The sequence below is a fragment of the Cupriavidus sp. MEYA8 genome, from assembly GCF_059278825.1.
The window spans coordinates 3,140,642-3,152,968 of record NZ_CM181221.1 but is presented as its reverse complement, the minus strand read 5'-3'; the positions used below and the strand labels follow the sequence as shown (position 1 = coordinate 3,152,968).

At 67.8% G+C, this 12,327-nt stretch carries 12 protein-coding genes; 8 read left to right on the top strand and 4 right to left on the bottom strand.

Translation table 11 applies throughout. The features are described 5' to 3' along the window. Positions 1-30: 30 nt before the first annotated feature. On the top strand, positions 31-1,149 hold the full coding sequence (gene proB / locus AC5WJ1_RS14695; protein WP_133098445.1) for a glutamate 5-kinase: 1,119 nt from the start codon (positions 31-33) through the stop codon (positions 1,147-1,149). An 80-nt stretch (positions 1,150-1,229) separates the two neighbouring features. On the opposite strand, the gene AC5WJ1_RS14690 is transcribed toward proB, so the two are convergent. Then, positions 1,230-1,811 (bottom strand): CNP1-like family protein, encoded by a 582-nt coding sequence (locus AC5WJ1_RS14690; RefSeq protein WP_434033379.1) that lies wholly within the window; start codon positions 1,809-1,811, stop codon positions 1,230-1,232. Next, a complete protein-coding gene (locus tag AC5WJ1_RS14685; protein WP_135705967.1) occupies positions 1,804-2,466 on the bottom strand; it encodes an RNA pyrophosphohydrolase in 663 nt (220 codons plus the stop codon). Before AC5WJ1_RS14685 ends, AC5WJ1_RS14690 begins: the two co-directional genes overlap by 8 nt. Positions 2,467-2,647: 181 nt before the next feature. On the opposite strand from AC5WJ1_RS14685, the gene AC5WJ1_RS14680 reads away from it, so the two are divergent. From AC5WJ1_RS14680 to AC5WJ1_RS14665, 4 genes are all read left to right on the top strand, one after another. Next, entirely contained in the window at positions 2,648-4,369 is a 1,722-nt protein-coding gene (locus AC5WJ1_RS14680; protein WP_133098442.1) for a proline--tRNA ligase, read from the top strand. Positions 4,370-4,374: 5 nt separating this feature from the next. After that, positions 4,375-5,115, top strand: a complete 741-nt coding sequence (locus tag AC5WJ1_RS14675) for a lytic transglycosylase domain-containing protein (protein WP_133098441.1) — start codon at positions 4,375-4,377, stop codon at positions 5,113-5,115. After that, complete coding sequence (locus tag AC5WJ1_RS14670) at positions 5,112-6,014, top strand: 2OG-Fe(II) oxygenase (RefSeq protein ID WP_133098440.1); 903 nt, start codon at positions 5,112-5,114, stop codon at positions 6,012-6,014. Before AC5WJ1_RS14675 ends, AC5WJ1_RS14670 begins: the two co-directional genes overlap by 4 nt. Positions 6,015-6,130: 116 nt before the next feature. After that, positions 6,131-6,754, top strand: coding sequence for a LysE family translocator (locus tag AC5WJ1_RS14665; RefSeq protein WP_133098439.1), 624 nt, complete (start codon positions 6,131-6,133; stop codon positions 6,752-6,754). A 63-nt stretch (positions 6,755-6,817) separates the two neighbouring features. Here the strand turns inward: AC5WJ1_RS14665 and AC5WJ1_RS14660 are convergent, their stop codons facing one another. Both AC5WJ1_RS14660 and ffh read right to left on the bottom strand, forming a co-directional pair. Further along, the gene (locus AC5WJ1_RS14660) at positions 6,818-7,360 is read right to left on the bottom strand and encodes a hypoxanthine-guanine phosphoribosyltransferase (protein WP_133098438.1); all 543 of its coding nucleotides are present in this window, start codon (positions 7,358-7,360) and stop codon (positions 6,818-6,820) included. Positions 7,361-7,412: 52 nt separating this feature from the next. After that, positions 7,413-8,807, bottom strand: coding sequence for a signal recognition particle protein (ffh, locus tag AC5WJ1_RS14655; protein ID WP_494476190.1), 1,395 nt, complete (start codon positions 8,805-8,807; stop codon positions 7,413-7,415). A gap of 130 nt (positions 8,808-8,937) precedes the next feature. Here ffh and AC5WJ1_RS14650 point away from each other — a divergent pair, with 130 nt between their 5' ends. From AC5WJ1_RS14650 to AC5WJ1_RS14640, 3 genes are read left to right on the top strand one after another with little or no spacing between them, the layout of a single operon-like run. Further along, on the top strand, positions 8,938-9,900 hold the full coding sequence (locus tag AC5WJ1_RS14650; protein WP_133098436.1) for a cytochrome C assembly family protein: 963 nt from the start codon (positions 8,938-8,940) through the stop codon (positions 9,898-9,900). A gap of 6 nt (positions 9,901-9,906) precedes the next feature. Beyond that, the gene (locus AC5WJ1_RS14645) at positions 9,907-10,203 is read left to right on the top strand and encodes a PP0621 family protein (protein ID WP_133098435.1); all 297 of its coding nucleotides are present in this window, start codon (positions 9,907-9,909) and stop codon (positions 10,201-10,203) included. Then, positions 10,200-12,314 carry a sensor histidine kinase gene (locus tag AC5WJ1_RS14640; protein ID WP_494476189.1) on the top strand — a complete coding sequence of 705 codons (2,115 nt, stop codon included), beginning with the start codon at positions 10,200-10,202 and terminating at the stop codon, positions 12,312-12,314. The genes AC5WJ1_RS14645 and AC5WJ1_RS14640 overlap by 4 nt, the downstream gene beginning before the upstream one ends. Positions 12,315-12,327: the final 13 nt, after the last annotated feature.

Below are 12,327 nucleotides of genomic sequence, written 5' to 3'. Positions count from 1 at the left end.
GAAACGAATTCCGGAGACAGGATTCCCGCCATGCAATCGGTCATCGCGCAGGCAAAGCGCATCGTCGTCAAAGTCGGCTCCAGCCTGGTCACCAACGATGGCAAGGGACTGGACCACGACGCCATCGCCCGCTGGGCATCGCAGATCGCCAGGCTGCGCGTGGCGGGCAAGGAAGTGGTGCTGGTCAGCTCCGGCGCCATCGCCGAAGGCATGCAGCGCCTGGGCTGGGTGCGCCGGCCGAAGGAAATCCACGAGCTGCAGGCCGCCGCCGCCGTCGGCCAGATGGGCCTGGCGCAGGTCTATGAAAGCCAGTTCACGCGCTACGGCATCCGCACCGCGCAGGTGCTGCTGACCCACGCCGACCTGGCCGACCGCGAGCGCTACCTGAACGCGCGTTCCACGCTGCTGACGCTGCTGTCGCTGGGCGTGGTGCCGATCATCAACGAGAACGACACCGTGGTTACCGACGAAATCAAGTTCGGCGACAACGACACGCTCGGCGCCCTGGTCACCAACCTGATCGAAGGCGACGCGCTGGTAATCCTGACCGACCAGCGCGGCCTGTACACCGCCGATCCGCGCAAGGACCCGGCGGCGCAGTTCGTCGACGAGGCCATGGCCGGTACGCCGGAACTGGAAGCGATGGCCGGTGGCGCCGGTACCTCGATCGGGCGCGGCGGCATGCTGACCAAGATCCTGGCGGCCAAGCGCGCCGCCAAGTCCGGCGCGCACACCACCATCGCCTCCGGGCGCGAGGCCAGCGTGCTCGAGCGGCTGGCCGCGGGCGAGGCCATCGGCACCCAGCTGCTGGCGCCGACCGGCCGGCTCACCGCGCGCAAGCAGTGGATGGCCGACCACCTGCAGCTGCGCGGGCGCGTGGTGATCGATAACGGCGCGGTCGAGAAGCTGACCGGCGGCGGCAAGTCGCTGCTGCCGATCGGCGTGGTCGAGGTGCAGGGCGAATTTGCCCGCGGCGAGGTGATCGCCTGTGTCGATCCGCAGGGCAAGGAAGTGGCGCGCGGCATCACCAACTATTCGAGCGCCGAGGCGCGCCTGATCGCGCGCAAGCCTTCGTCGGAGATCGAGTCGGTGCTGGGCCACCTGAACGAGCCCGAGCTGATCCACCGCGACAACCTCGTGCTGGTCTGAGCGGCGACCGAAAACAGCCAAAGAAAAACGGCGGAACTGCCAGGCAGTCCCGCCGTTTTTTTATGCCGATGCCGCCCGCCTCAGCGGCGGCTGGGCGCGCGCGATTGCAGCTCGCGCACCATGTCCTCCGGCTTGCCGGCCACCGTGCGGCCCTGGCAGAAGAACTCGATGGCCAGCGTGGCAGCATAGGCGTTGCGCACGCCGGTTTCCATGCGATGCCAGGTCTCGCCGTAGCCGCTGGTGTTAGGCACCCATTCGGTGGCGCCCTTGGGCAGCGTGGCGTAGAGCTTGCGCTCGAAGGCGTCGCAGCGCATGCCTTCGAAGGTCACGTTGCGGGCGCCGCTCTGGCTGGTGGTGACCACGGTGTAGCGCACCACGTTGTCCTTGCCCACCGAAACCGACTTGCTGTCCACCGCAAACGACAGCGTGCCGGTGCCGGAAACCGAGAACGGCACCAGGTTGGCATCCTGCGGCGGCGCCGGCAGCATCGCCTTGGCTTCCTCGAAGGTCTTGGGCGCGAAGGGGCTGAGCCAGGTGCTTTCTTCTTCCGCCATCTCCTTGCCGGTGGTCTTGCAGCCCGCCAGCGCCAGCGTGGCGGCGGCAAGCAGCAGGCCGGCAGCGGTCAGGCCGCCGCGGCGGCCCGGGCCGGTGCAACTAGTCATCAGTACTCCGTGAGTTGGTAACCGGCGCCGCCGGCGAAACAGTTTCTTGTGCTGCCGCGCCGCCGCAGTCGGCCGCGGCAGGCCTTGACGACTGGCCGGCGACCGGGGGCGGGATGCCGCGCTGGCCGCCTCCATGGCGGCCGTGCGCATGCGTGCCATAGGGGCTCAGCGGCACGCGCGGATGCCGGTTCAGGAAGCGCGACAGTTCCGTCAGCGCCATCTGGTAGACATCGCGCTTGAACTCGATCACCGCCTCCAGCGGCACCCAGTAGTGGCTCCAGCGCCAGGCATCGAACTCCGGATGGTCGGTGGCGCGCAGGTGGATATCGCAGTCCCTGCCCGCCATGCGGAGCAGGAACCAGATTTGTTTCTGGCCCCTGTAGTGGCCGCGGATCTCGCGGCGGATGAACTTGTCCGGCACCTCGTAACGCAGCCAGTCGCGTGTGCGACCTACGATCCTGACGTGCTCCGGAAGCAGGCCGGTTTCCTCATGCAGTTCGCGGTACATGGCCTGTTCCGGCGTCTCGCCGTACTTGATGCCGCCTTGCGGAAACTGCCAGGAGTGTTCGCCGATGCGCTTGCCCCAGAAAACCTCGTTGCGTGCGTTGAGGAGGATGATGCCGACGTTCGGGCGAAAGCCTTCACGATCGAGCATGACTGCACCTCGAATCCTTTAGAATTACGCTGATTATAAAGGAAGCGCGCAGCTGGGCTCTGGCGGGGGGATGCTGGTTTTCCCGAGCAGAAGGGCAGTTTCAGGCGCGTGCGCGACAATTCAGTGCCGCCGCTACCGGAATTCGCCGGGCAGGCGTTGCGGCCTCGAGAGAAAGCTACGGATGAAAGCCTCGCAATTCTTCATTTCCACCCTTAAGGAAGCGCCCGCCGACGCGGAAATCGTGTCGCACAAACTGATGATGCGTGCCGGCATGATCAAGAAGCTGGGCGCCGGCATCTACACCTACATGCCGATCGGGCTGCGCGTGATCCGCAAGGTGGAGAACATCGTGCGCGAGGAAATGAACCGCGCCGGCGCGGTGGAAATGTCCATGCCGGTGATCCAGCCGGCCGAGCTGTGGCAGGAGACCGGCCGCTGGGACAAGATGGGCCCCGAACTGCTGCGCCTGAAGGACCGCCATGAGCGCGACTTCGCCGTGCAGCCGACCTCGGAAGAGGTGGTGACCGACATCGCCCGCAGCGAGATCCGCAGCTACAAGCAGCTGCCGCTCAATTTCTACCAGATCCAGACCAAGTTCCGCGACGAGCGCCGGCCGCGCTTCGGCATCATGCGCGGGCGCGAGTTCACCATGAAGGACGCCTATTCCTTCGACCGCGACACCGACGGCCTGCGCAAGTCGTACGAGAACATGTACGACGCTTACGTGCGCATCTTCAGCCGCTTCGGGCTTGAGTTCCGCGCGGTGGCGGCCGACAACGGTGCCATTGGCGGTTCGGGTTCGCATGAATTCCATGTGATCGCCGATACCGGCGAAGACGCCATCGTCTACTGCCCGACCTCGGCCTACGCCGCCAACATGGAGGCCGCCGAGGCGCTGCCGCTGTTGGCGGAGCGCGCCGCGCCGAAGCAAGACCTGGTCAAGACCTTCACTCCGGAGAAGGTCAAGTGCGAGCAGGTTGCCGAATTCCTGAGCATCCCGCTGGAGACCAACGTCAAGTCGATCGTGCTGGCCACGGACAGCGAAGCCGGCGCCCAGATCTGGCTGCTGCTGATCCGCGCCGACCACGAGCTGAACGAGGTCAAGGCCTCCAAGGTGCCGGGGCTGGCCGACTTCCGCTTTGCCACCGAGAACGAGATCGTCGACGCCTTCGGCTCGCCCCCGGGCTATCTCGGCCCGATCGACATGAAGAAGCCGGTCAAGGTGGTGGCCGACCGCACCGTCGCCAACATGAGCGACTTTGTCTGCGGCGCCAACTACCGCGACTACCACTTCACCGGCGTCAACTGGGGCCGCGACCTGCCCGAGCCGATCGTCGCCGACCTGCGCAACGTGGTGGCGGGCGATGCCTCGCCGGACGGCCAGGGCACGCTGGAGATCTGCCGCGGCATCGAGGTGGGCCACGTGTTTATGCTGGGCACGCGTTACTCGGAATCGATGAACGCCACCTTCCTGGACGAGAACGGCAAGACCCAGCCGATGCAGATGGGCTGCTACGGCATCGGCGTCACCCGTATCCTGGGCGCCGCGATCGAGCAGAATTTCGACGAACGCGGCATCATCTGGCCGGCGGCGATCGCGCCGTTCGAGGTGGTGATCTGCCCGGTTGGCTATGACCGCTCCGAGGCCGTCAAGGCCGAGGCCGACCGCATCCATGCCGAGCTGCTGGCTGCCGGTGTCGACGTCATCATCGACGACCGCGGCGAGCGTCCGGGCGTGATGTTCGCCGACTGGGAACTGATCGGCGTGCCGCACCGCGTGGTGGTGGGCGACCGCGGCCTGAAGGAAGGCAAGGTCGAGTACCAGGGCCGGCGAGACGCGCAGGCCACCCCGGTCAGCGTGGCCGACGTGGTCAGCCACGTGCGCAACCAGCTGGCGAACTGAGCCCGATGCGCGCCGCACGCGCAATGCCCGCCGCCCGCCGCCTTGCCGGCGGGCTGCTGCTGGCGCTGGCCGCGGCGGCCGCGCATGCCGGCGCGCAGAAGGAAGAAGACCTGGCAGATTCCGTGCGCGGCGCGCTGGCCGCGGCGATTGCAGACGACCGGCCCACGCGGCCGGTCTTTGCATCCGGCGGCGAGCGCCTGGCTTACCTGAAGTGGCTGGGCGAAATGTCTTCGCGCCTGGCCACGCGCATCCCCGAGCCGCAGGTGCGCGTGGAACTGATCGAGGTCGCCTACTACGAGGCCAAGCGCGCCGGGCTGGAACCCGCGCTGGTGCTGGGCCTGGTCCAGGTCGAGAGCAATTTCCGCAAGTACGCGATCAGCTCGGCCGGCGCGCGCGGGCTGATGCAGGTGATGCCGTTCTGGGTCCGCGCCATCGGCGACAGCGACCCGCGCAAGCTGTTCCACCTGCAGAGCAACCTGCGCTACGGCTGCACCATCCTGCGCTACTACCTCGACCGCGAGCAGGGCGACCTGTACCTGGCGCTGGGCCGCTACAACGGCAGCCGCGGCCGCCCCGAGTATCCCAATGCCGTACTGGCGGCGTGGAAGCGCTGGCAGTATTCCGAAGCTTCGGTCACCGTTGCCGGCGAACCGGACAATGCGCCGGCGCGCGCCCCCCGTGCGCTGCCGTCGGATCCGCCGGAACGCAATCCTTTCTCGCCGCGCCGCGTCGCCAACCCGTCATGATCCGCGAAGCATCCGATGCCGGCGGCAGGGCCGGCTATACCGAATCCTCGCCCGAACTCGAGCAATGGCTGGCCCGGCATATCGCGCAGGGCTTTGCGGCCGATGCGCTGGTGCTGTCGATGCTGCGTTCGGGCTATGACGACGGCTTTGCGCGCCGGGCCGTGGCGGCAGCGTTCGGTGCGGACGTCGCCGCGGGCCGCCCGGCCAGGCCGGAGCCGGCGCGCACGGCGGCGCCTCCTCAGGCCAGGAGCACCGCGGCAGCCTTTGTGGCCGACGGCGGCGACCGCCAGGTGCCGATCCTGTTCCGGCTCGCCTCGCCGCAGATCCGGCTGTACCAGCAACTGCTGAGCGCCGACGAGTGCGACGCGCTGGTGGCGCTGTCGCGCGGCCGGCTGGCGCGCTCGCCGGTGGTCAACCCCGACACCGGCGACGAGAACCTGATCGACGCCCGCACCAGCATGGGCGCCATGTTCCAGGTGGGCGAGCATGCGCTGATCGAACGCATCGAGGCGCGTATCGCCGCGGTCACCGGCGTGCCGGCCGAGCACGGCGAAGGCTTGCAGATCCTCAACTACAAGCCCGGTGGCGAATACCAGCCGCATTTCGATTTCTTCAATCCGCAACGGCCGGGCGAGGCCCGCCAGCTGACCGTTGGCGGCCAGCGCATCGCCACGCTGGTGATCTACCTGAACACGCCCGCGGCCGGCGGCGCCACCGCGTTCCCGCGCCTGGGGCTGGAAGTGGCGCCGGTAAAGGGCAATGCGGTCTATTTCAGCTACCTGCTGCCCGACGGCATGCTGGACGAGCGCACGCTGCATGCGGGCCTGCCGGTCGCCGAGGGCGAGAAGTGGATTGCGACCAAGTGGCTGCGCGAGCGGCCGTATCGCAGCGAGGCCTGACCGCGCCGAGCAGGATTGCGCCGATCGATCCTGTATCGGCAATTTGCTGAAAAAGTGTACCGGTACTGTACCGTTGACTGACCGTAGACTGATTCCCTGAACGCATGGAGTCAGTCATGGAAGTATCCCAACTCGCAGCCGGCACCGGTGTCTTTGCCGCTTTTGCCGGTTTTGCGCTGGTGTCGTCGATCACCCCCGGTCCGAATAACACGATGCTGCTGGCCTCCGGCGTGAACTTCGGGTTCTTGCGCACGGTGCCGCACCTGCTCGGCGTCAGCATCGGCTTTGCGCTGATGGTGGCGCTGGTCGGGCTGGGGCTGGGGTCGCTGTTCCACGCCTTCCCATGGACCTGGCAGGTGCTGCGCGTGGTGGCGACCGTCTACCTGGTCTGGCTGGCATGGAAGCTCGCCACGGCCGGCGGCGTGCAGGACCAGCAGGTGGCGCGGCCGATGGGCTTCTGGGCCGCGGCGGCGTTCCAGTGGGTCAATCCCAAGGCGTGGGTGATGGCCGTGGGCGCGTGCAGCACCTATGTGCTGCACGGCAACCTGTGGCTCAACGTGCTGCTGCTGGCCGGGATCTTCGGGGTGGTGAACCTGCCCAGCGTGGCGATGTGGGCGTTATGCGGCTCGGCGCTGCGGCGCTGGCTGGCGCGGCCGAAGGTGCTGCGCGCGTTCAATATCGGGATGGCGGTGTTGCTGCTGGCTTCGCTGTGGCCGATTTTGGGGTCGCACCAGGCGTGATGTATTTTCTCCCCTCTCCCGCCTGCGGGGAGTGTAGGGGGGCCAAACCTCAGCCCGTCAAAATCAAACCAGCGCCCGGATCGCGCCCAGATTCCGCCAATACCCCTTGGCATCCATCCCGCACCCGAACACATAGCGATCCGGCACCGCAAAGCCGCAGAAGTCCGGGTGCATCGGCTTGAGCTTGGTCAGCGTCTTCTCGCACAGCACCGCCGCGTGGAATTCCCTGGCGCCCATTTCCATGATGCGCTCGCGGATCGCGGCCATGGTCTCGCCTTCATCCAGGATGTCGTCCAGCACCAGCACCACGCGGTCCTTGACCGACTCGCGCGGGGCCACGCGCCATTGCATCTCGCCGCCAACGGTCTTGTTGTTGTAGCGGGAGAGGTGGATGTAGTCGAACTCCAGCGGGAACGCCAGCTTGGGCAGCAGCATGCCGGTGAACACCACCGCGCCGCCCATCACGGACAGCACCAGCGGGAAGGCATCGCCCATCTTGGCGGTGATCTCGGCGGCCATGCGGTCCAGCGATGCCTGGACTTCCTCGGCCGAGACGATTTCTTCGGAGTTGGCCCACAGTTCGCGGGCCTGTACGGCGCTCATCATGATGTCTTTCCTGTCCTTTTGCGGGGGAGGCGGATAACGCTGCAGCGTGCGCTCAGCGGTTGAAGAGGCCCTTCATGCCGCCCTTCATCGCGCCCATTTGGCGCATCATCTTCATCATGCCGCCGCCCTTGAGCTTTTTCATCATGGATTGCATCTGGTCGAACTGGTTCAGCAAGCGGTTGACTTCCTGAACCGGCACGCCGGCGCCCGCGGCAATGCGGCGCTTGCGGCTGGCCTTGATCAGGTCGGGCTTGGCGCGCTCGGCCGGCGTCATGCTGTTGATGATGCCTTCCATGCGGGCCACCTGCTTCTCGGCCTGGTCCATGTTGGCGCCCTGCGCCTGCTGGGCGAACTGCGCCGGCAGCTTGTCGACCAGGCTGGCCATGCCGCCCATCTTCTTCATCTGGCCGATCTGCGCCTTGAAGTCTTCCAGGTCGAAATCGCCGGTCTTCTTGATCTTCTTGGCCAGCTTCTCGGCCGCTTCCATGTCGACACCGCGCTGGGCTTCCTCGACCAGCGCCATGATGTCGCCCATGCCCAGGATGCGCTGGGCCATGCGGTCCGGGAAGAACGGCTCCAGCCCGTCCAGCTTTTCGCCGACGCCGACGAACTTGATCGGCCGGCCGGTGATATGGCGCACCGACAGCGCGGCACCGCCGCGCGCATCGCCGTCCAGCTTGGTCAGCACCACGCCGGTCAGTGGCAGGGTGTCGTTGAAGGCCTTGGCGGTGTTGACCGCGTCCTGGCCGAGCATGGCGTCGACCACGAACAGGGTCTCGGCGGGCTTCAGCTCGGCGTGCAGCGCGGCAATTTCCTGCATCATCAATTCGTCGATGCCCAGGCGGCCGGCCGTATCGACGATCAGCACGTCGTGGTAGTGCTTGCGCGCCCAGTCCACCGCCGCGCGGGCGATCTCGACCGGCTTCTGGTCCGGCTGCGACGGGAAGAAGTCGGCGCCGACCTGCTCGGAAACGGTCTTCAGCTGGGCGATAGCGGCGGGGCGGTAGACGTCGCAAGAGACCGTCAGGATTCTCTTCTTCTTGTTTTCCTTGAGCCACTTCGCCAGCTTGCCGACGGTTGTGGTCTTGCCGGCACCCTGCAGGCCGGCCATCAGGATGATGGCGGGCGGCTGCACGTTCAGGTTCAGCTCGGCTTCCTTGTTATTGCCGCCGGCGGCCTCGGCGCCGCCGATGACCGAGGTCAGCTCGCGCTGGACCACGCCGACCAGCGCCTGGCCCGGCGTGAGGCTGGTGATCACATCCTCGCCCAGCGCCTTTTCCTTGACGCGGGCGATGAATTCGCGCACGACCGGCAGCGCCACGTCGGCTTCGAGCATGGCAAGGCGCACTTCGCGCAGCATCTCGGCGGTGTTGGCCTCGGTCAGGCGCGCCTCGCCGCGCATGGTCTTGACCACGCGCGCCAGGCGTTGAGTGAGATTGTCCAGCATGGCAGGAATCGGGGGAGATATCGGAGCAGGAGCTCGGTCTGAAATCGGGGCAGACCCGTGCCGGTTGCAGGCCCGGAGTACCGGTTCAACCGGCCGCCACCGTCCGTGGGCACTAAGGTAAACTGCGCAAATGGTCATTGTACTGTATGCCTTGACGGCACTTCTCTATTGCGGCCTGGCCTGGCACGGCTGGGCCACGCGCCATGCCGGCGTTGCCTCCACGGCCGCCAAGGCGGGACAGGCCGGCGGCGCGGCCTCGGCCGTGCTGGTCGCCGGCGGGCCCGGCAACACCCTGCCACCTGCGGGCGGTGCGCACGGCGAGGGCCGGCCGGCGTGGTGGCACGTGCTGATGCTGGCGGCGCTGGCCAGCCACGGCATGCTGCTGCACGAAACCATCTTCCCGGCCGAGCGCATGATGTTCGGCTTTGCTTTCGCGCTGTCGGCCATGCTGTGGCTGGGCGTTGGCATCTACTGGATCGAGAGCTTCTTCTTTTCGCTGGCCGGGCTGGGGCTGATCGTGATCCCCGTCGCGCTGGTCGCCAGCCTGATGCCGCTGGCCTTTCCCGGCTCGCAGATCCTGGGCTATGCCGCGCAGCCGCTGTTCAAGCTGCACTTCATCATCGCCAACGTGGCGTACGGGCTGTTCACGCTGGCGGCGTTCCATGCCTTCCTGATGCTGCTGGCCGAGCGCCGGCTGCACGGTTTCCGCCACGCGCCGGCGCGCCCGGCCGATGGCAAGGCCGCGCAAACCGGCCAGTGGCTGGGCCGCTGGCTGGACCTGCTGCCGCCGCTGCTGACGCTGGAGAAGCTGCTGTTCCGCCTGATCGGCGCCGGCTTCGTTCTGCTGACACTGACGATCGGCTCGGGCCTGCTGTTTTCCGAAGAACTGTTCGGCCGCGCTTTCCGGATGGACCACAAGACTGTGTTCGCGCTGATCTCGTGGGCCATGTTCGGCGGCATCCTGGCAGGGCGCATCTTCCGCGGCTGGCGCGGCAAGGTGGCGCTGCGCTGGGTCATCGCCTCGTTCGGCATCCTGCTGCTGGCCTATGTCGGCAGCCGCTTTGTAATTGAAGTGGTCCTCCACCGTTTCTGAGACACCATGGCACGTATCCTGATCCTGCTGGCCGTGGTGCTGGGCGTCTTCTGGTGGCTGCGCGCCCGCGCCGAAGCGCGGCTGGCGCAGCAACGCGCCCGGCAGCAAGCCAGCGAAAGCGCCGCCCGGTCCAGCGCCAACGCCCGGCAAACCGAATCCGCCGAACCGATGGTCCAGTGCGCCCAGTGCGGCGTGCACCTGCCGCAAGGCGAGGCCATCGCCTGGCGCGGCCTGCACTACTGCCGCCGCAGCCACTTGCCTGACGAGGCCAGCCACACCGACGGCGGCGGCGCGCGCCCATGATCGAACCGGCGCTGTCAGGCTGGCAGCGGCTCAATGCCTGGCGCGGCCTGGCGCAGCTGTGGCGCCAGCCTGAACCGCCCGAATTCCACTGGCGCCTGCTGCGCTATTTCTGCTGGACCCGCGTCGCCGTGGGCCTGCTGCTGCTCGGCTACGCGCTGATGCGGCGCGGCGAGCCTGCCCCAACGTCATTGCCGCCTTCGCTGCTGCCGGATTTGTCCTTCGGGATGGCCGGCGTCGAACATGCGGCGGCCATGACGGTCGCCGTGCCTTACCTTGGCATTGCGCTGGCGATGCTCGCCGGCACGCTGTGGCGCCGCCATTTCCACCTGCGCGTGCGCGTGCAGGTGCTGGCCGACCTGGCGCTGCTGGCGCTGGTCTTCCACGCCATCGGCCACCCGGCCAGCCAGGGCCAGGCCGACGGCCTCGCCATGATCTTCCTGCTGCCCGCGCTCGAAGCCGGTGCGCTCACCAGCCTGCCGTTCGCGCTCTTTGCCGCGTCGATCTCCGCGCTGGTGGTGATGGGCGGACCGTTCATGCACACAATCCTGCTGCGCCAGGCCGATGCCGGGCTGCTGGGCTCGGGCCTGTTCGGCCTGGTGTTCATGATCGCGGCGCTGCTGATGTATATGCTGGCCAACCGCCAGATCGCGCAGGAGCGGCTGGCGCTGGTGCGCGAGCAGGAATTGCGCATGCAGCAGCTGGTCAACCGGCTGATGGTCAACGACATGCAGGACGGCGTGATGCTGGTGCGCGCCAACGGCGCCGTGGTGGCGGCCAACCCGGCGGCGGTGGTGCTGCTGGGCGTGCAGGCGCATGAGCGCATCTATTCGCGCCGGCTGGGGGCATCGGCGGAGCAGGGCAGTGGCGGCGGCACCGATGCCGTGCTGTTCGACCTGCGCCGCATCCCGCGCCTGCAGCCGCTGATGGAAATGCTGCGCGACTGGCTGCGCAGCAAGGACGACGTGCCGCGCATCCTGCAGCTGCTGCCGATGGCGTCGGGCAGCGCGCTGGCCGACGGCACCATGCAGCACACCCGGTTGCGGCTGCGCTTCGTGCTGCCGGGGCTGGCGGGGTTGCGCTCGACGCTGGCGCAGGGGCGCACGGTGCCGTCGCAACTCGACACCGCCGCCTGGAACGAACTCTCGCCCGAGGCTGCCGCCCGCCTGCGCCTGGCCATCGCGCAGAACGAGGCCATGGCCTGGTCGCAGGAAGACGAAGCGCTGCTGCGCAGCGAGATGCGCGACACCGTGCTGGTTCATATCGAAAGCTGGGAGCGCATCGCCGAACAGGTGCAGCAGGAAAAGCTGGCCGCGATGGGCCGGCTGGTGGCCAGCATCGCGCACCAGATCCGCAACCCGCTGGCGGCGATCAGCCAGGCCAGCGAACTGCTGGCCGATTCCGCGCGGCAGGAGCCTGGCGCGGCGGACAGCGGCGCGGACGTCGACATCGACGCTCGCCTGCTGCGCATCATCAACGACAACGTGCGCCGGCTCGATCAGGTGGTGTCCGACGTGCTGCAGATGTCGCGCCGCCCGCGCACCGGCCGCAGCACCGTGCACCTGGCGCAGGCGCTGCCCGAGATCGTCGAGCGCTGGCGCCTGGAAATGCGCTCGCGCCGCCCGCACGCCGGCGAGACCCGCCCGGCCGGCCGCGCCGACGTCAACGCCAACGCCATCCGCCTGACCGTCGACGTGGCCCAGCCGGTGGTGTTCGACGCCGCGCAGTTGCAACAGGTGCTGGGCAACCTGCTCGACAACGCCTGGCGCTACTGCAGCCGGCTGCCCGGCTCGATCCGGCTGCTGGCGCACGCGCTGGACCAGCATCACGCCGAGCTGATCGTCTGGAACGACGGCGCCGAGGTCTCGCGCGAGCACCAGCGCAGCCTGTTCGAACCCTTCTTTACCAGCAACGCCCAGGGCACCGGCCTGGGCCTGTTCATGGCACGCGAGCTGTGCGGCGCCAACGATGCGCAAGTACGCTACGGCGCGGTCTCGGTGCCGGCGCTGCTCGAGCGCACCGGCGTGCTGGCCGCCGCTGCGCGCGATACACTGCCGGCCAAAGCCTTTGTCCTGACGCTGCGCATCGAGACCGCCGACGCGGCCGTCGCATGAACGGCGTCCGCCC

What these genes read in the sequence shown, in the direction of transcription:
- proB (WP_133098445.1), top strand. Translation starts at nt 31, where the DNA reads ATGCAATCGGTCATCGCGCAGGCAAAGCGCATCGTCGTCAAAGTCGGC.
- AC5WJ1_RS14690 (WP_434033379.1), bottom strand. Translation starts at nt 1,811, where the DNA reads ATGACTAGTTGCACCGGCCCGGGCCGCCGCGGCGGCCTGACCGCTGCC.
- AC5WJ1_RS14685 (WP_135705967.1), bottom strand. Translation starts at nt 2,466, where the DNA reads ATGCTCGATCGTGAAGGCTTTCGCCCGAACGTCGGCATCATCCTCCTC.
- AC5WJ1_RS14680 (WP_133098442.1), top strand. Translation starts at nt 2,648, where the DNA reads ATGAAAGCCTCGCAATTCTTCATTTCCACCCTTAAGGAAGCGCCCGCC.
- AC5WJ1_RS14675 (WP_133098441.1), top strand. Translation starts at nt 4,375, where the DNA reads ATGCGCGCCGCACGCGCAATGCCCGCCGCCCGCCGCCTTGCCGGCGGG.
- AC5WJ1_RS14670 (WP_133098440.1), top strand. Translation starts at nt 5,112, where the DNA reads ATGATCCGCGAAGCATCCGATGCCGGCGGCAGGGCCGGCTATACCGAA.
- AC5WJ1_RS14665 (WP_133098439.1), top strand. Translation starts at nt 6,131, where the DNA reads ATGGAAGTATCCCAACTCGCAGCCGGCACCGGTGTCTTTGCCGCTTTT.
- AC5WJ1_RS14660 (WP_133098438.1), bottom strand. Translation starts at nt 7,360, where the DNA reads ATGATGAGCGCCGTACAGGCCCGCGAACTGTGGGCCAACTCCGAAGAA.
- ffh (WP_494476190.1), bottom strand. Translation starts at nt 8,807, where the DNA reads ATGCTGGACAATCTCACTCAACGCCTGGCGCGCGTGGTCAAGACCATG.
- AC5WJ1_RS14650 (WP_133098436.1), top strand. Translation starts at nt 8,938, where the DNA reads ATGGTCATTGTACTGTATGCCTTGACGGCACTTCTCTATTGCGGCCTG.
- AC5WJ1_RS14645 (WP_133098435.1), top strand. Translation starts at nt 9,907, where the DNA reads ATGGCACGTATCCTGATCCTGCTGGCCGTGGTGCTGGGCGTCTTCTGG.
- AC5WJ1_RS14640 (WP_494476189.1), top strand. Translation starts at nt 10,200, where the DNA reads ATGATCGAACCGGCGCTGTCAGGCTGGCAGCGGCTCAATGCCTGGCGC.